The following is a 16730-nucleotide window of genomic DNA, read 5'->3' as shown; positions in this document are numbered from 1 at the left end:
GGGTCGATTGCAACGATTCAGTCATCGAAACAGCCTTAGCTTAATGCTCGCCAGCGGGACCACCAATCGGCGTTTGCGGACGACCACCTTCAGGCTGTACGGGGGTTCCGGTAGGTCCTGAGCCGTCTTGCCAATCACGCGGTTCGCGTGGCGTACGGCCTGCCATGATGTCGTCGATCTGGTCGGAGTCGATGGTCTCGTACTTCATCAGCGTCTCAGCCATGACATCAAGCTTGTCACGGTTATCGGCGAGAATCTGCTTAGCCGTGCCGTAGCATTGATCGATGATGCTGCGAACCTCGAGATCGATCAGCTTCGCTGTGTCACCAGAGACATTGGTGTGCTGACTCCCCGCACTGCGACCAAGGAATACTTCACCCTCCTCCTCCGCATACATCAGCGGGCCCAGTTTTTCGGACAAGCCCCACTTGGTAACCATGTTACGAGCCAGTTGGGTAGCGCGCATGATGTCATTGGATGCGCCGGTGGTGACACCCTCGAAGCCGAGCGTCATCTCCTCAGCGATACGACCACCGAACAGCGAGCAGATCTGGCTGATCAACGCGCGCTTGGAGAGACTGTAACGGTCTTCCTCGGGAAGGAACATAGTGACACCAAGCGCTCTGCCACGCGGGATGATCGAGACCTTGTAGACCGGATCATGCTCCGGCACGACACGCCCGACGATCGCATGCCCCGCCTCATGGTAAGCCGTATTGAGCCGCTCCTTCTCGGACATGACCATGGACTTGCGCTCGGCGCCCATCATGATCTTGTCTTTGGCCAGCTCGAACTCTTTCATTTCGACCACACGCTTGCCGGCGCGCGCAGCGAACAATGATGCTTCGTTGACCAGATTGGCCAGGTCGGCACCGGAAAAGCCCGGGGTGCCACGCGCAATCAAAGCCGGCTCGACACTATCGCCAAGCGGCACCTTGCGCATATGAACTTTCAGAATCTGTTCGCGACCACGAATATCTGGCAGCCCAACGACCACCTGACGGTCGAAACGACCAGGGCGAAGCAGGGCAGGATCGAGAACATCCGGACGGTTAGTTGCAGCAATGACGATAATGCCGTCATTCATTTCGAAGCCGTCCATTTCGACCAGCAACTGGTTCAACGTCTGCTCGCGCTCGTCATGACCGCCGCCGAGACCGGCGCCGCGATGACGGCCGACGGCATCGATCTCATCGATGAAGATGATGCATGGCGCATGCTTCTTGGCCTGCTCGAACATATCGCGAACACGACTGGCACCGACGCCTACAAACATTTCAACGAAGTCGGAACCAGAGATAGTGAAGAAGGGAACCTTGGCCTCACCAGCAACTGCCTTGGCCAGCAAGGTCTTACCGGTGCCCGGTGAACCCACCATCAGTACACCGCGAGGGATACGTCCACCGAGGCGCTGAAACTTGCCCGGGTCGCGCAGGAATTCGACCAGCTCGGTGACTTCTTCCTTGGCCTCGTCACAGCCGGCCACATCAGCAAAGGTCGTTTTCACCTGGTCTTCGGATAGCAAGCGAGCCTTGCTCTTACCAAAGCTCATCGGGCCGCCCTTGCCGCCCGCTCCGCCCTGCATCTGGCGCATGAAGAACATAAACACTGCGATGATCACCAGAATCGGGAAGCTCGCGACCAACAGCTGCGTCCAGATGCTCTGCTGCTCAGGCTGTTTACCTTCGATCACCACGTTATTGTTGATCAGATCACCGATCAGACCGTTGTCCTGAATCGCAGGACGGATCGTCTTGAAGGTCTCGCCGTCACTGCGCTTGCCGTTGATAACGAAGCCATCGACGGTCACGCGCTCGACCTGACCTTCTTTCACCTGCTCGATGAAATCGGAATAATTGAGCGTCTGCGGCTCGGTCGGGCTGGAAAAGTTGTTCATCACCGTCACCAGGACAGCGGCAATGATCAACCACAGAATCAGGTTTTTTGCCATGTCGTTCAATTCACTACCCTCTAGAGCAGGCGTATTGTCGGGAGCCTGCATGACGGCCGATGGTTCGCTCTCGGCCTAACTTACTACACAACGTTGCTGAACGCGCAGCTCGGTCTGTAACCCGATATGAAACATGCTAGCCCGAAATCTATGGGCCGGCGTTTGCCGGAATAGCTGCAGCCCCTCGCGGCTAAGACCGCAGCGCCTGTATCTCGCTGCCATCACCCCGATAACCACGTGCCAGCAGATACTGTTCGCGCGAACGATCCCTTGAAGACAAGGGCTTGCGCATCTGAACCTTGTCGAAATTCTGTCGGACTTCCTTCAGGTAGGCATCGAAGCCGTCCCCCTGAAAAATCTTGATCAGAAAGTCTCCGCCCGGGCGCAGCACCCGCATGGCTAGATCCAGCGCAAGCTCGCACAGAAACATTGCCCGAGCCTGATCAGCGACCTTCACCCCACTCATATTGGGGGCCATATCGGAAATCACAAGGTCTACCTGGGCTTCGCCGATGGCCTGGAGGATCTCAGCGAACACTTCATCCTCGGTAAAGTCGCCGAGAACAAAGGTGACGTCGGCAATACTGTCCATAGGCAGAATATCGGATGCGATCAGACGGCCACGGTCCCCGATCACACGACTGGTCACCTGAGACCAGCCGCCCGGAGCGGCACCGAGATCGACCACGGTCATGCCTGGCCGCAGGATACGATCCTTCTCCTGAATCTCGAGCAGCTTGTAGCTCGCTCGCGACCGATAGCCATCGCGTTGCGCCATCTTTACATAGGGGTCGTCGAAATGTTCTTTCAGCCAACGCGGGCTGGTCTTGGAGCGTGCCAAGCTGTTACCTCATCTGTGCGGCTCAAGGCGTGTCAGTTACACTAGCCGCGTTTTCCAGGGTTCTGACGCAAGGGTCGAATTATGCCGCTCACTAACGAGCAGAAGAAACAGTACAAATCCATCGGCCATCATCTGAAGCCTGTCTTGATCGTATCCGAGAACGGCTTGACCGAAGGCGTGCAGGCCGAGCTTGAGCGCGCCCTGAACGATCATGAACTGATCAAGGTGCAGCTGCGGATCACCGAGCGCGACGATCGGCGCGTGGTAACCGAAGAATTGTGCAAAATTGGCGGCTGCGAATTGGTTCAGTCCATCGGCAAGATGGCCCTGATCTATCGCAAGAACCCCAAAGTGAACAAGCAATTATCCAACATTCATCGCTTTCAGAGCTGAGCCATTCCTCAGTCGCCTTCTGCTAGCGCTCCCGTCCGGGAGCGACTTGCAGCACCAGGATCAACCCACACATCCCCATCGCCAAATAGCTGAAAATCAGCCAGTACGGTGATTCGATAATACCGGCCCGCGCTGCAAGATGGCTCCCTGCCAACAGCAGTACTGCGAGCAACAACTGCCCTCGCAGGTCACGCCAGAGACTGCGAAGTCCGCAGAGCTGGATCAGCACCAGTGCTTGAAGCAGCACACAGAAAGCAGTGAAGCCGACCAGCAAGGGCTGCAGACTGCCCGCGACCTCTTCGATCAGCAATGGCGCCAGGCCAATCTTGGCCAACGCCGGTAGCATTACGAACTGCAGAAGCCACAGACCACCGACCCAGAATGTCTGGGCCAGCTGCCAACTGATCACCCCCGCGCGCATTGGTCGAGTCTCAGAGATGGCGAACCTCGACGATCTCGAACTCGACCAATCCTCCAGGAGTTTTCACCACAGCGATGTCACCCTCCGCCTTGCCGATCAGAGCGCGCGCAATTGGAGATCCTACCGAAATCTTGCCGAGCTTGATCTCCGCTTCGTCCTCACCAACGATCTGGTAGGTGACGCGCTCATCAGTCTCGACATTGGCAATCTCGACGGTAGTACCAAAGATCACTTTGCCGGTATGCGGAATACTGCTGACATCAATGACTTGCGCATTCTGTAAACGCCCTTCGATATCACGAATCCGCGCCTCGACCATGCCCTGCTGTTCGCGGGCCGCGTGATACTCGGCGTTTTCCTTGAGATCCCCCAGTTCGCGCGCCACGCCGATGTCGTGACTGAGCTTGGGGCGAAGTACCTTGGTGAGATGGTGCAGCTCTTCTTCCAGGGCGCGTGCGCCCTGGACGGTCATTGGGTATTTAGTCATGCCTTGATTCCTGCATGGAGATCCTGCAAGCGACGCACGGCCTTCTCGGGACCGAACTTCAGCGCCTCACAGATCGCCTGCCCACCAGCCAGTGTGGTGGTGCAGCAGATCTTGTGCTGCAGCGCGTTACGACGGATTGAGTAGGAGTCAGCGATGGACTGACGCCCCTCGGTAGTATTGATGATCAGGGTGACCTCGTCATTCTTGATCATGTCGACAACGTGCGGACGACCCTCGGTTACCTTGTTTACTCGACGCACCGGCAATCCGGCAGCCTCGATGAGCTTCGCGGTGCCGACCGTGGCAACCACTTCGAAGCCAAGCTCGATCAGATCTCGCGCTACCTGAGCCACATGCGGTTTATCGTCGTCACGCACACTGATGAACGCGCAGCCACTGTTGGGCAGGATTTCGCTCGCACCCAACTGCGCCTTGGCGAAGGCCTCGGCGAAGCTGTCGCCCACGCCCATCACCTCGCCGGTAGACTTCATCTCCGGGCCGAGGATCGGATCGACACCTGGGAACTTGGCAAAGGGGAACACCGCTTCCTTGACGCTGTAGAAGTTCGGGATGATTTCTTCCGTCAGCCCGACTTCGGCCAACGTTTTGCCGGCCATGACGCGAGCCGCAATCATAGCCAGCGAAACGCCTATGCACTTGGACACGAACGGCACGGTCCGCGAGGCGCGCGGGTTCACTTCGATCACGAAGATGTCCTCGCCCTGCACCGCCATCTGTACGTTCATCAGGCCGACGACACCAAGCTCCAGAGCCATCTTTTTGACCTGGTCGCGAATCTCGTTCTGGATGTGCGCTGGCAGCGAATACGGCGGCAGCGAGCAAGCCGAGTCACCGGAATGCACACCAGCCTGCTCGATGTGCTGCATGATCGCGCCGATAACCACATGCTCACCGTCGCACACCGCATCGATATCGACTTCGATGGCGCAGTTCAGGAAGTGGTCCAGTAGTACAGGACTGTCGTTGGAAACCTTCACCGCTTCGCGCATATAGCGCTTGAGCTCTTCTTCCTGGTAAACGATTTCCATCGCCCGGCCGCCCAACACGTAAGAGGGACGCACCACCAGCGGATATCCGATGACTTTCGAGGCCGCCAGGGCTTCTTCCTCGCTGCGCGCGGTCGCATTTGGCGGCTGACGCAAGTTCAAGCGCTCGACCATCTGCTGGAAGCGCTCACGGTCTTCTGCGCGGTCGATGGAGTCCGGACTGGTTCCGATGATGGGTACGCCCGCTTCTTCCAGCGCGCGCGCCAGCTTCAGAGGAGTCTGTCCGCCGTACTGGACGATCACGCCCTTGGGCTGCTCGACCCGCACGATTTCCAGCACGTCTTCCAGCGTTACCGGCTCGAAATACAGGCGATCCGAGGTGTCGTAGTCGGTGGAGACGGTTTCCGGGTTGCAGTTGACCATGATGGTCTCGTAACCGTCGTCACGCATGGCTAGTGCCGCGTGCACGCAGCAATAGTCGAACTCGATGCCCTGACCGATGCGGTTGGGGCCGCCACCGAGGATCATGATCTTGTCGCGGCTCGACGGGTTGGCCTCGCACTCTTCCTCGTAGGTCGAGTACATGTAGGCGGTGTCGGTGGCGAACTCGGCGGCGCAGGTGTCAACGCGCTTGTAGACCGGCAGGACCTTCAGCTTGTGCCGGTGAGCGCGCAGGTTCTTTTCGGTCACGCCGAGCAGCTTGGCCAGACGCGCGTCGGAGAAGCCCTTGCGCTTGAGCTTGTACATGACGTCGCGGTCGATGCTCGACAGCCCCATCGTCTTGATCTGTTCTTCTTCCTTGATCAGGTCTTCGATCTGCACCAGGAACCATTCATCGATGCGCGTTAGATCGAATACTTCGGCAACCGATTTGCCGGCACGGAAGGCATCGGCAACGTACCAGATGCGGTCCGCACCGGGCACGGTCAACTCACGCTTGAGCGTGCTTTCGCTCTCGGGATCGGCCAGATCGAGCTTTGGATCGAAGCCGGACACCCCCACTTCCAGACCGCGCAGCGCTTTCTGCACGGACTCCTGGAAGGTACGACCGATGGCCATGACTTCGCCGACGGATTTCATCTGGGTGGTCAGGCGAGCATCCGCCTTGGGAAACTTTTCGAAGGCAAAACGCGGAATTTTGGTGACGACGTAGTCGATCGCCGGCTCGAAGGATGCCGGGGTGCGACCGCCGGTGATGTCGTTCTGCAGCTCGTCGAGGGTATAACCGACGGCCAGCTTCGCCGCGATCTTGGCGATCGGGAAGCCGGTAGCCTTGGAAGCCAGCGCGGAGGAGCGCGACACACGTGGGTTCATCTCGATCACAACCATGCGCCCCGTGTTCGGGCAGATGCCGAACTGCACGTTGGAGCCGCCCGTCTCGACGCCGATCTCACGCAGCACCGCCAGCGAGGCGTTGCGCATGATCTGGTATTCCTTGTCGGTCAGGGTCTGGGCGGGTGCGACGGTGATGGAATCGCCGGTGTGCACGCCCATCGGATCGAAGTTTTCGATGGCGCAGACGATGATGCAGTTGTCCTTTTTGTCGCGGACCACCTCCATCTCGTATTCCTTCCAGCCGATCAGCGATTCGTCGATCAGCAGCTCGCTGGTCGGCGACAGGTCGAGGCCGCGCGCGCAGATCTCTTCGAACTCTTCACGGTTGTAGGCAATGCCGCCGCCGGTGCCGCCCATGGTGAATGACGGACGGATGATGCAAGGGAATCCGACCTTTTCGAGCACGCCGTAGGCTTCGTCCATGTTATGCGCGATGCCGGAAACCGGGCACGCCAGACCGATGTTCTTCATCGCCTTGTCGAAGCGCGAGCGATCCTCGGCCTTGTCGATGGTGTCGGCATTGGCACCGATCATCTCGACGCCGAACTTTTCCAGCACGCCGTGCTTTTCCAGATCCAGCGCGCAGTTCAGCGCGGTCTGGCCGCCCATGGTCGGCAGCAGCGCGTCGGGACGCTCCTTCTCAATGATCTTGGCTACGGTGGCCCACTTGATCGGCTCGATGTAGGTGGCGTCGGCCATGGCCGGGTCGGTCATGATGGTCGCCGGATTGGAGTTGACCAGGATGACGCGGAACCCTTCCTCGCGCAGCGCTTTGCAGGCCTGTGCTCCGGAGTAGTCGAACTCGCACGCCTGGCCGATAACGATCGGGCCGGCGCCGAGGATCAGAATGCTTTTGATATCTGTACGTTTTGGCATGGTCTCTCTCGAATTCTGTGCTCGGCGGACTTAGCGGCGCTTGGCCATGGCATCGATGAAGCGGTCGAACAGCGGCGCCACGTCATGTGGGCCGGGACTCGCCTCGGGATGGCCCTGGAAGCTGAAGGCGACCTTGTCGGTCCGCTCGATGCCCTGCAGGGTGCCGTCGAACAGCGACTTGTGCGTCGCACGCAGGTTACCCGGCAGGCTCGCCTCGTCTACCGCGAAACCATGGTTCTGGCTGGTGATCATCACCACACCAGTGTCCAGGTCCTGTACCGGGTGGTTGGCGCCGTGGTGTCCATTGGGCATTTTCATCGTCGTGGCGCCAGAGGCGAGTGCCAGAAGCTGGTGACCGAGGCAGATGCCAAACACCGGAATATCTGTTTCGAGAATGTCCTGGATCGCCTTGATCGCGTAGTCGCACGGTTCCGGATCGCCTGGGCCGTTGGCCAGGAAGATACCATCCGGATTCAGCGCCAGCGCCTCGCTGGCCGGGGTCTGCGCAGGCAGCACGGTAACGCGGCAACCACGTGCGACCAGCATGCGCAGGATGTTGTACTTCACGCCGTAATCGAACGCCACCACATGGTAGGGCAGCTCGCTGGCCGGGATCTCGGCATGGCCGTCATCCTTCAGGTCCCAGACGGTCGAGCGCCACTCGTAACGCTCTTTGACGCTGACCTCCTTGGCCAGGTCCATGCCCTTGAGCCCGGGGAAGCTGCGCGCCAGCTCCAACGCCTTTTCTTCGGTCGCGTCAGCGCCCGCCAGGATGCAGCCGTCCTGAGCGCCTTTCTCGCGAAGAATGCGGGTCAAGCGTCGGGTATCGATTCCAGCAATCGCCACGGTTCCGTTGGCCTTGAGGTATTCCGGCAGCGTTTGCTTGTCACGCCAGTTGCTGGAAATCAGCGGCAGGTCGCGAATAACTAGGCCAGCCGCCCAGACTTTCCAGGACTCGGCATCTTCCGGCGTCGTGCCGGTATTGCCAACGTGCGGGTAGGTCAGGGTGACGATTTGCTTGGCATAGGAAGGATCGGTGAGGATTTCCTGATAGCCGGTCATGGCGGTATTGAACACCACCTCACCGATAGTCTGGCCGTCGGCGCCGATGGATTCGCCGCGAAAGATACTGCCATCGGCAAGGGCCAAAATGGCTGGCGCAAGGGCTGGCTTAGTCAAGAGACCTCCCAAAGATCAAGGCTGAAGCAGGCGCAGATTGTAAAAAAGCGGGATGACGTGTGAAGGTCATCCCGCTTTTTATTTGATTCATTCTGCGCAACTTTTAGTGGACACACTAAAACGGGAAGCTTACAGAAAACACCCTTTCAGGTCCACCCGAAATCCACCCGAACGCCAGGCGGCCGCATTTCTCAACGCAACCCGAGCACGTCCTGCATGTCGTACAAACCCGCCGGCTGCTGCTCAAGCCACAACGCAGCACGCACGGCCCCCTTGGCAAAAGTCATCCGACTCGATGCCTTATGGGTGATCTCGACCCGCTCGCCTTCGGCGGCGAACAGGACCGTGTGATCCCCCACTACATCGCCGGCGCGCACGGTGGCAAAACCGATCGTCTCCCGCGCACGGGCACCCGTCTGGCCTTCGCGACCATATACGGCCACCTTCTGCAGATCACGACCAAGCGCCTGCGCGACAACCTCACCCATGCGTAACGCAGTGCCCGACGGTGCGTCGACCTTGTGCCGGTGATGCGCTTCGATGATCTCGATATCGACCTCGTCACCCAGCACGCGTGCAGCCGTATCAAGCAACTTCAGGCACAAATTCACGCCGACACTGAAATTTGCCGCAAACACGATGGGGATATCCTGCGCGGCGGCCGCCAGCTTCTCTTTCTCTGCGACAGAGAAACCGGTGGTGCCGATTACCATCGCTTTGCCGGCGCGTCGGCACACTTCAAGATTTTTCAGCGTGACCGAAGGATGAGTGAAATCGATCAGCACATCGAACTCGTCGACGACCTTCGCCACCTCACCGATCAGCGGCACGCCGAGCCGCCCAATAGCCGCCAACTCGCCCGCATCAGCGCCGACCAGAGTGCTGTCAGGTCGATCGATAGCCGCGGTCAATCCAGCGGCCCCGGCGGTTTGCTGAACAGCCTCGACCAGCGTCTTGCCCATACGCCCCGCGGCGCCCGTTACTGCAATACGTCGCATAGAAACAGCTCCAAGCTGCAAGCCTCAAGCTGCAAGAGCGCCTTCAGAAAGGCTGCCGCCTGCAGCTTGCCGCCGGATTAAAGATCGCCAAAAAATCGCTTCACGCCTTCGAACCAGCCGCTGGCCTTTGGCGAATGCGAGCTATCGCTCTGCAGGGTCTTGCGGAACTCATCGAGTATCTCGCGCTGACGTTTGCCCAGATTGACCGGCGTTTCCACAGCAACCCGGCACAACAGGTCGCCGGCCGCGCCGCCACGCACAGGAGCAACGCCCTTGCCACGCAGACGGAACTGCTTACCGGTCTGAGTACCCTCCGGGATCTTCAACTTCACGCGCCCATCGAGCGTTGGAACTTCCAATTCACCACCCAGCGCCGCATCGGCAAAGCTGATCGGCACTTCGCAGTACAGGTGCTTGCCGTCGCGCTGGAAGATCGGATGCTCACGCACGTTGACCACGACATAGAGGTCACCTGCCGGACCGCCCTGAGCGCCCGCCTCGCCCTCACCCGTCAAACGAATTCGGTCACCGGTATCGACGCCCGGCGGCACTTTGACCGAAAGCGTCTTCTGCTCTTCGACGCGACCCTGCCCATGGCAGCTGCCACAAGGATCGGAAATCATCTTGCCGCTGCCATGACAGCGTGGGCAGGTCTGTTGCACCGAGAAGAAACCCTGCTGCATGCGCACCTGACCGATGCCGCCGCAGGTGGTACAGGTCACCGGGCTGGTACCCTTCTTGGCACCGGAGCCATCACACGTCTTACACTCGGCCAGAGTCGGGACTCGGATGGTTACCGTCGTACCTCGCACGGCCTCCTCCAGATCCAGCTCAAGGGTATAGCGCAGATCACTGCCGCGCTGAGCACCGCCACGCGAGCTGCCACGACCGCCAGCGAAGAAATCGCTGAACACGTCGCCAAAGATATCGGAGAAATTGGCGTTACCGTACGCCGCGCCCGCGCCAGCACCCATCTGAGGATCGACGCCAGCATGACCGTATTGGTCATAAGCCTGACGTTTGCCAGCATCGGAAAGCACTTCGTAAGCCTCGTTGGCCTCCTTGAATGCGTCTTCAGCGGCCTTGTCTCCGGGATTACGGTCCGGATGATGCTTCATTGCGAGGCGACGATAAGCCTTCTTCAGCTCCGCCTCGCTGGCGCCGCGCTCGACACCCAGCACTTCGTAATAGTCACGTTTGGCCATAAGTTTCCTGAACCTTCAAATTCGTACCCTCCAGACACGCCGACGCGGGAGCAAGCCCCCGCGCGGCGATCAGGCCCTTTGCGGCATCACCGCATCAGGCTGGAGCAAACGGCAGCAGCCTGAATGGCCTTTGCGCTTCCTCCGCTCATGGAGGTCATAAGCCGCGGCTTACTTGTTGTCCTTGACCTCTTCAAACTCAGCGTCGACAACGTCGTCACCAGACTGCCCATTGTCGCCGGCCTGCTCGCCTTCGCCGCCCTGAGGCTGCTCGGCGTACATCTTCTGCGCCAGCGGTGTGGACGCCTGCGAGACTGCCGCGATCTTGGCCTCGATCTCAGCCTTGTCGTCGCCCTTGACGGCCATTTCCAGTTCGCCGATGGCTTTTTCGATGTTGGTCTTGTCTTCTTCGCTGGCCTTGTCACCGGCTTCGGTGAGCATCTTGCGGGTCGCATGAACCAGCTGATCGCCCTGGTTGCGAACCGTGACCAGCTCCTCGAACTTGCGGTCTTCCTCGGCATTGGCCTCGGCGTCACGCACCATCTGCTCGATTTCCTCCTCGGACAGACCTGAGTTGGCCTTGATCACGATGGACTGATGCTTGCCGGTGGCCTTGTCCTTTGCCGATACGTGCAAGATGCCGTTGGCATCGATGTCGAAGGTGACTTCGATCTGCGGCATGCCGCGCGGCGCCGGCGGAATCTCGGCCAGATCGAAACGACCCAGCGACTTGTTACCACTGGCCTGCTTGCGCTCGCCCTGCAGCACGTGAATGGTCACGGCGCTCTGGTTGTCATCGGCGGTGGAGAACACCTGCGACTTCTTGGTCGGGATGGTGGTGTTCTTCTCGATCAGCGCGGTCATCACGCCGCCCATGGTTTCGATACCCAGGGTCAGCGGGGATACGTCGAGCAGCAGCACGTCCTTGACGTCACCGGCCAGAACGGCGCCCTGAATGGCAGCACCCATGGCAACGGCTTCATCCGGGTTAACGTCCTTGCGCGCCTCCTTGCCGAAGAACTCGGCGACCTTCTGCTGTACCAGCGGCATGCGGGTCTGGCCACCGACCAGAATCACATCGTCGATCTTAGAGACATCGATGCCGGCATCTTTCATCGCAATGCGGCACGGCTCGATGGTGCGCTGCACCAGATCCTCGACCAGCGCTTCGAGCTTGGCGCGAGAAATTTTTACGTTCAGGTGCTTCGGACCGGTCGAGTCTGCAGTGATATATGGCAGGTTGACGTCGGTCTGCTGGCTGGAGGACAGCTCGATCTTGGCCTTCTCAGCGGCCTCCTTGAGGCGCTGCATGGCCAGCGGGTCACCCTTGAGGTTCATGCCGCTTTCTTTCTTGAACTCGTCGACAAGGTAGTCGATGAGGCGAATGTCGAAGTCCTCACCGCCGAGGAAGGTGTCACCGTTGGTGGCCAGCACTTCGAACTGGTGCTCACCGTCGACCTCGGCGATTTCGATCACCGACACGTCGAAGGTACCGCCACCCAGGTCATAGACGATCACGGTGTGGTCGCCCTTGGCCTTGTCCATGCCATAGGCCAGCGCGGCTGCGGTCGGCTCGTTGATGATGCGCTTGACGTCCAGACCGGCGATACGGCCGGCGTCCTTGGTGGCCTGACGCTGGCTGTCATTGAAGTAAGCCGGGACGGTGATCACCGCTTCGGTAACCGGCTCGCCGAGGTAGTCTTCGGCGGTCTTCTTCATCTTCTTGAGGATTTCCGCGGAAATCTGCGGCGGGGCCATCTTCTGGCTGTTCACCTCCACCCAGGCATCGCTGTTATCCGCTTTGACAATCTTGTAGGGGACCATCTGGATATCTTTCTGCACGACTTCTTCATCGAAACGACGACCGATCAGTCGTTTCACCGCGTACAGCGTGTTGTGCGGGTTGGTAACAGCCTGACGCTTGGCCGACTGACCAACAAGGATTTCACCGTCATTGGCGTAAGCAATGATCGATGGAGTGGTGCGACCGCCTTCGGCGTTCTCGATCACCTTGGCCTTGCCGTTTTCCAGGATTGAGACGCAGGAGTTGGTCGTTCCCAGGTCGATACCGATAATTTTGCCCATGTGCTTCTCTCCGAACTTTGATTGATCCGCGCCTGTTTACCGGCTGCGGGTAATACAAAAACGCTTGGCTACCAGATGGGGGTCAGCCGCTGAAATTCAAGCCTTCTCATCAATCGAAGGCGGGGTTTCTGCTGGCGCCTTGCTGACGACGACCATCGCCGGGCGCAACAGCCGCCCATTGAGCAGATAGCCCTTTTGAAACACCTTGAGCACACTGCCTGGCTCGGCATGGGTGCTTTCTTCCATGGCCATAGCCTGGTGATGCTCGGGGTTGAAGGGCTCACCCTGTGGGTCAATCTGCACTAACTGATGACGCGCCAAGGTGTCGAGCAACAACTTGAACGTCAGCTCGACGCCTTCACGCATCGGCCGGACAGCTTCGTCATCCGGGCGAGACAGCTCGAGGCCGCGCTCCAGACTGTCAGCGACAGCCAACAGGTCGCCGGCAAACTTTTCCAGCGCGAACTTGTGTGCTTTCTCAACATCCTGCTCGGCGCGACGACGGATATTTTGCAACTCCGCCGCCACACGCAGAGATTGATCCTGCGCCGCGGCCAACTGCTCTTCCAGTGAATGCACGCGACCAGCCAGATCCTCGGCCACCTCGGCTTGTGCGGTCTCGCTTTCATCAGGGGTCTGGTTGTCCAGGTTCTGCTCGTCGACCATGCGGTCCTCCTCATCGATACGTCAGCGGGCGTCGACCCGCGCTTGTGCCGCTATATGGGGGCAACAAAATCTGCTTCAAGGGCAGTTCGGCATATCGAAGATGCATGTACGGAGCTCGCGTGAGCACTGGGGACTGAAGCACCCACTTTGTTTACATACCACTCAAGCAGAGCAGCTTGTGGCGCCCCACTAAGTAACTGTATAAATACACAGTCAACCGCCCAGGAGCCCTGCCATGCTGGTTCACCTCTCCGTTCACAATTACGCCATCGTCGAGCATCTCGACCTCGAGCTGAAACGCGGCATGAGCGTGATCAGCGGCGAGACCGGCGCAGGCAAGTCGATCATGCTCGACGCGCTGGCCCTCACCCTCGGTGATCGCGCAGATAGCAGCGTGGTCCGCATTGGCGCGGACAAGGCGGATATTCTCGCCAGCTTCGATCTGGATGACATTCCCGACGCAAAAGCCTGGCTGGCCGAGCGCGACCTGGACAGCGATGGTCCATGCATCTTGCGCCGCGTCATCACGGCTGAAGGACGTTCGCGCGGCTATATCAACGGAACACCCTGCCCGCAAGGTGACCTTAAGGCGCTTGGTGAGCTGCTGATCGATATTCACAGCCAGCACGAGCACCAATCTCTGCTCAAACCTGATACTCACCGGAGGCTGCTCGACGAGTACAGCGGCAATCAGGATCTTGCGCGCCAGGTTCAACTGGCTGCTCAACGCTGGCGGCAAACCCGGCAAAGCCTTGAGCGCTTAACCAATAGCAGCGATGAGCAACGCGCCCGCCATCAACTGCTGAGCTACCAGATCGAAGAACTGGAAACCCTTGCATTAGGCGAGGACGAGCTGGAGCAACTGGAGCAGGAGCACAAGAACCTCGCCAACGCCGAGCATCTGCTCGGCGCCTGCCGCCAGGTGATTGAGCTGTGCAGCGAGAGCGATGCCGGCAACGTGCTTTCGGCACTCACGTCCAGCCTGCAGCGGCTCACCGGGTTTCAGAACCAGCCCGGCGCACTTGGCGAGGCAGTCAACCTGCTGTCCAGCGCGCAGATCCAGGTCGAAGAAGCAGTCGGCGAACTCAATCGCTTTCTCGATCACTTCGACTCCGACCCTCAGCGCCAACAGGCGCTGGAGGAACGCCTCGACAGCATCTACACCCTGGCACGCAAACACCGCGTGCAGCCGCCGGAGCTGCCGGCGCTGCAGCAACAACTATTCGAAGAGCTGGAAAGCCTGAATGCCGACGATACAGCTGTCGAGCAACTGAGCGAGGAGCTCGCCGCATACGAACGCCACTACCGCGAAAAGGCACAAGAGCTAAGCACCGCGCGCCACCAGGCAGCCGAATCATTGGGAACGGCGGTCGCAACCGAGATCCAGCGACTGGGCATGCCGGGCGGCAGGTTCAGCGTTGTCCTGAAGCCTTGCGCTGAAGGCGATCTCATGCCGCATGGCCTGGAGCAGGTTGAGTTTCTGGTTAGCGCCAACCCAGGCCAGCCACTGCGCCCGCTGGCGAAGGTCGCCTCGGGCGGTGAGCTATCGCGCATCAGCTTGGCGATTCAGGTAATCACCGCCCAAACGTCCCGCGTACCGACATTGGTATTTGATGAAGTTGACGTCGGTATCGGTGGTCCGACCGCGGAAATAGTCGGCCAACTGCTTCGTAGACTTGGGGAGCGCGGCCAGGTGCTGACCGTAACCCACCTGCCACAAGTCGCGGCGCAGGGACATCACCACCTGTTCGTACACAAGGCGCGCGGCACTGACGAAACCCATACGGCAGTGGCTGCATTGGGTAATAGCGAGCGGATTGAGGAAATCGCGCGCATGCTGGGCGGCGTCGATCTGACTGAGCAAGCACTCGCTCACGCCCGGCAGATGATTGGCTCCGCGCAGCTATCCTAACCTTGGACTGGGCCGAGTCTGAGTCTGAGCAAGCCTAACCGTAGCGACGACCAAAGCAGAACACTTCCGACCGACACCTGTTGCTGGCAGCCATCATTTGCCGGCAATGAACTTTATCTGCGTGCGGGTGGATGGCTGCCGACATGTTCGGAATCCGCCAATGCGACGGAATATCGGCAAGCTGGCCGGATAACTCTCCCCTAAAAAAGAACCCCACCAATTGGCGGGGCTCATTTTCTAGGCAAGACGATCCGAATCGCCTTTCATGCCGCAGGCCCGCAGATCAGTCGGCCTTCTTGCGGACGTACAACACCAGATTGTGGTCCACCAAGTCATAGCCGTGACGCCTGACGATTTCCTTCTGCAGCTTCTCGATCTCGGGATCGAAAAACTCGATGACGTCGCCGCTGTCGACACACACCATATGATCATGGTGGCCGCCGTCAGCCAGTTCAAACACGGCATGACCACCGTCGAAGTTATGCCGAACTACAAGACCGGCCGCCTCGAACTGGGTCAACACGCGGTAAACAGTTGCCAGACCGACATCCTCGCCGGCCTCCATCAACGCCTTGTAAACGTCCTCAGCGCTCATATGACGCCGATCAGTGGTATCCAGCATCTGCAGGATCTTGACCCGTGGCAGGGTTACTTTGAGGCCAGCTTTGCGTAGTTCGCTATTTTCAACCATGGTCGGCTTTCTCGCTGCTGCTGTTTCGCAGCCTCCTTCAATACGGGTATGATCCGGGCTTTGCCCAGCCAAGATAGTGGAAGTCACCTACCGATGCAAAACACCAAGCTCATGCTGTCCAGTCTCACGCTAGTGGGCCTGTTCGCACTCGCCGGTTGTTCATTCCCCGGGGTTTACAAGGTCGACATTCAACAGGGCAATGTCGTAACACAGGACATGATAGACCAGTTGCGCCCGGGAATGACCCGCTCACAAGTGCGGTTTATCATGGGCAACCCGCTGATCACCGACACATTCCACGCCAACCGCTGGGATTATCTGTACAGCATTCAGCCAGGTGGCAGTCAGCGCCAGCAGGAGCGGGTTAGCCTTGTATTCAATGCCAACGACCAACTCGCCGGTCTCGCGGGTGACTTCAAGCCCGGCGTGAGCCGTGACGAAGCCATTCTGGGAACAGATCTACCGGCAAGCACCGACGACCCCGTCAGCACCGAGCCAGAGGCCACCGAGCCCGGCTCTCTGCTCGAACAGATCCAGCGCGACGTTGACGCGGCCGAGCCGGTTCCGGTGCCGACGCCAGGCAGACTGGAAACAGACTAGCCCTGGAGTATGTCTAGTCCTGAAATAGGTTTACACCGTTTCGGCTAAATTTGAGGTATTCAGAACGCCCGATGCACCGCATCGGG

14 protein-coding genes are annotated in these 16730 nt (G+C 59.3%); 3 read left to right on the top strand and 11 right to left on the bottom strand.

From position 1 onward, the window contains the following. Positions 1-40: 40 nt before the first annotated feature. Together ftsH and rlmE are read right to left on the bottom strand one after the other, a co-directional pair. Positions 41-1951 (bottom strand): ATP-dependent zinc metalloprotease FtsH, encoded by a 1911-nt coding sequence (gene ftsH, locus PSTU_RS0116270; RefSeq protein WP_019342073.1) that lies wholly within the window; start codon positions 1949-1951, stop codon positions 41-43. A gap of 190 nt (positions 1952-2141) precedes the next feature. Continuing rightward, positions 2142-2792 carry a 23S rRNA (uridine(2552)-2'-O)-methyltransferase RlmE gene (gene rlmE, locus PSTU_RS0116265; protein WP_019342072.1) on the bottom strand — a complete coding sequence of 217 codons (651 nt, stop codon included), beginning with the start codon at positions 2790-2792 and terminating at the stop codon, positions 2142-2144. A gap of 81 nt (positions 2793-2873) precedes the next feature. On the opposite strand from rlmE, the gene PSTU_RS0116260 reads away from it, so the two are divergent. Continuing rightward, positions 2874-3185, top strand: coding sequence for a YhbY family RNA-binding protein (locus PSTU_RS0116260; protein ID WP_019342071.1), 312 nt, complete (start codon positions 2874-2876; stop codon positions 3183-3185). A 22-nt stretch (positions 3186-3207) separates the two neighbouring features. Here the strand turns inward: PSTU_RS0116260 and PSTU_RS0116255 are convergent, their stop codons facing one another. From PSTU_RS0116255 to grpE, 8 genes are all read right to left on the bottom strand, one after another. Continuing rightward, the gene (locus PSTU_RS0116255) at positions 3208-3606 is read right to left on the bottom strand and encodes a hypothetical protein (RefSeq protein WP_019342070.1); all 399 of its coding nucleotides are present in this window, start codon (positions 3604-3606) and stop codon (positions 3208-3210) included. 10 nt (positions 3607-3616) lie between these two features. Continuing rightward, the gene (gene greA / locus PSTU_RS0116250; protein WP_019342069.1) at positions 3617-4093 is read right to left on the bottom strand and encodes a transcription elongation factor GreA; all 477 of its coding nucleotides are present in this window, start codon (positions 4091-4093) and stop codon (positions 3617-3619) included. Further along, positions 4090-7311, bottom strand: a complete 3222-nt coding sequence (carB, locus tag PSTU_RS0116245; protein ID WP_019342068.1) for a carbamoyl-phosphate synthase large subunit — start codon at positions 7309-7311, stop codon at positions 4090-4092. The genes greA and carB overlap by 4 nt, the downstream gene beginning before the upstream one ends. Before the next feature lie 30 nt (positions 7312-7341). Further along, entirely contained in the window at positions 7342-8490 is a 1149-nt protein-coding gene (gene carA / locus PSTU_RS0116240) for a glutamine-hydrolyzing carbamoyl-phosphate synthase small subunit (protein ID WP_019342067.1), read from the bottom strand. Between the two features lie 191 nt (positions 8491-8681). After that, entirely contained in the window at positions 8682-9488 is an 807-nt protein-coding gene (gene dapB / locus PSTU_RS0116235) for a 4-hydroxy-tetrahydrodipicolinate reductase (protein ID WP_019342066.1), read from the bottom strand. A gap of 77 nt (positions 9489-9565) precedes the next feature. Beyond that, the gene (gene dnaJ, locus PSTU_RS0116230; RefSeq protein ID WP_019342065.1) at positions 9566-10693 is read right to left on the bottom strand and encodes a molecular chaperone DnaJ; all 1128 of its coding nucleotides are present in this window, start codon (positions 10691-10693) and stop codon (positions 9566-9568) included. A gap of 168 nt (positions 10694-10861) precedes the next feature. Next, complete coding sequence (gene dnaK, locus PSTU_RS0116225; protein ID WP_019342064.1) at positions 10862-12775, bottom strand: molecular chaperone DnaK; 1914 nt, start codon at positions 12773-12775, stop codon at positions 10862-10864. Between the two features lie 96 nt (positions 12776-12871). After that, positions 12872-13441, bottom strand: a complete 570-nt coding sequence (gene grpE, locus PSTU_RS0116220; protein WP_019342063.1) for a nucleotide exchange factor GrpE — start codon at positions 13439-13441, stop codon at positions 12872-12874. A gap of 235 nt (positions 13442-13676) precedes the next feature. Between grpE and recN the strand changes: the two genes are divergently transcribed. Next, complete coding sequence (recN, locus tag PSTU_RS0116215; RefSeq protein ID WP_019342062.1) at positions 13677-15353, top strand: DNA repair protein RecN; 1677 nt, start codon at positions 13677-13679, stop codon at positions 15351-15353. 283 nt (positions 15354-15636) lie between these two features. On the opposite strand, the gene fur is transcribed toward recN, so the two are convergent. After that, positions 15637-16044: a ferric iron uptake transcriptional regulator gene (gene fur / locus PSTU_RS0116210; protein ID WP_019342061.1), complete on the bottom strand. Its 408-nt coding sequence runs from the start codon at positions 16042-16044 to the stop codon at positions 15637-15639. A 93-nt stretch (positions 16045-16137) separates the two neighbouring features. Here fur and PSTU_RS0116205 point away from each other — a divergent pair, with 93 nt between their 5' ends. Next, positions 16138-16644, top strand: coding sequence for an outer membrane protein assembly factor BamE (locus PSTU_RS0116205; protein ID WP_019342060.1), 507 nt, complete (start codon positions 16138-16140; stop codon positions 16642-16644). The last annotated feature ends 86 nt before the right edge of the window (positions 16645-16730 follow it).

Source organism: Stutzerimonas stutzeri SDM-LAC (assembly GCF_000235745.1).
GTDB classification, from domain to species: Bacteria; Pseudomonadota; Gammaproteobacteria; order Pseudomonadales; family Pseudomonadaceae; genus Stutzerimonas; species Stutzerimonas stutzeri_H.
Note: the sequence above shows the minus strand (reverse complement) of the source record. Positions and strands in the feature narration are given on the sequence as shown.

Coding starts and splice junctions, on each gene's coding strand:
- ftsH (WP_019342073.1), bottom strand. CDS start 1,951: ATGGCAAAAAACCTGATTCTGTGGTTGATCATTGCCGCTGTCCTGGTG.
- PSTU_RS0116260 (WP_019342071.1), top strand. CDS start 2,874: ATGCCGCTCACTAACGAGCAGAAGAAACAGTACAAATCCATCGGCCAT.
- PSTU_RS0116255 (WP_019342070.1), bottom strand. CDS start 3,606: ATGCGCGCGGGGGTGATCAGTTGGCAGCTGGCCCAGACATTCTGGGTC.
- greA (WP_019342069.1), bottom strand. CDS start 4,093: ATGACTAAATACCCAATGACCGTCCAGGGCGCACGCGCCCTGGAAGAA.
- carB (WP_019342068.1), bottom strand. CDS start 7,311: ATGCCAAAACGTACAGATATCAAAAGCATTCTGATCCTCGGCGCCGGC.
- dapB (WP_019342066.1), bottom strand. CDS start 9,488: ATGCGACGTATTGCAGTAACGGGCGCCGCGGGGCGTATGGGCAAGACG.
- dnaJ (WP_019342065.1), bottom strand. CDS start 10,693: ATGGCCAAACGTGACTATTACGAAGTGCTGGGTGTCGAGCGCGGCGCC.
- dnaK (WP_019342064.1), bottom strand. CDS start 12,775: ATGGGCAAAATTATCGGTATCGACCTGGGAACGACCAACTCCTGCGTC.
- grpE (WP_019342063.1), bottom strand. CDS start 13,441: ATGGTCGACGAGCAGAACCTGGACAACCAGACCCCTGATGAAAGCGAG.
- recN (WP_019342062.1), top strand. CDS start 13,677: ATGCTGGTTCACCTCTCCGTTCACAATTACGCCATCGTCGAGCATCTC.
- fur (WP_019342061.1), bottom strand. CDS start 16,044: ATGGTTGAAAATAGCGAACTACGCAAAGCTGGCCTCAAAGTAACCCTG.
- PSTU_RS0116205 (WP_019342060.1), top strand. CDS start 16,138: ATGCAAAACACCAAGCTCATGCTGTCCAGTCTCACGCTAGTGGGCCTG.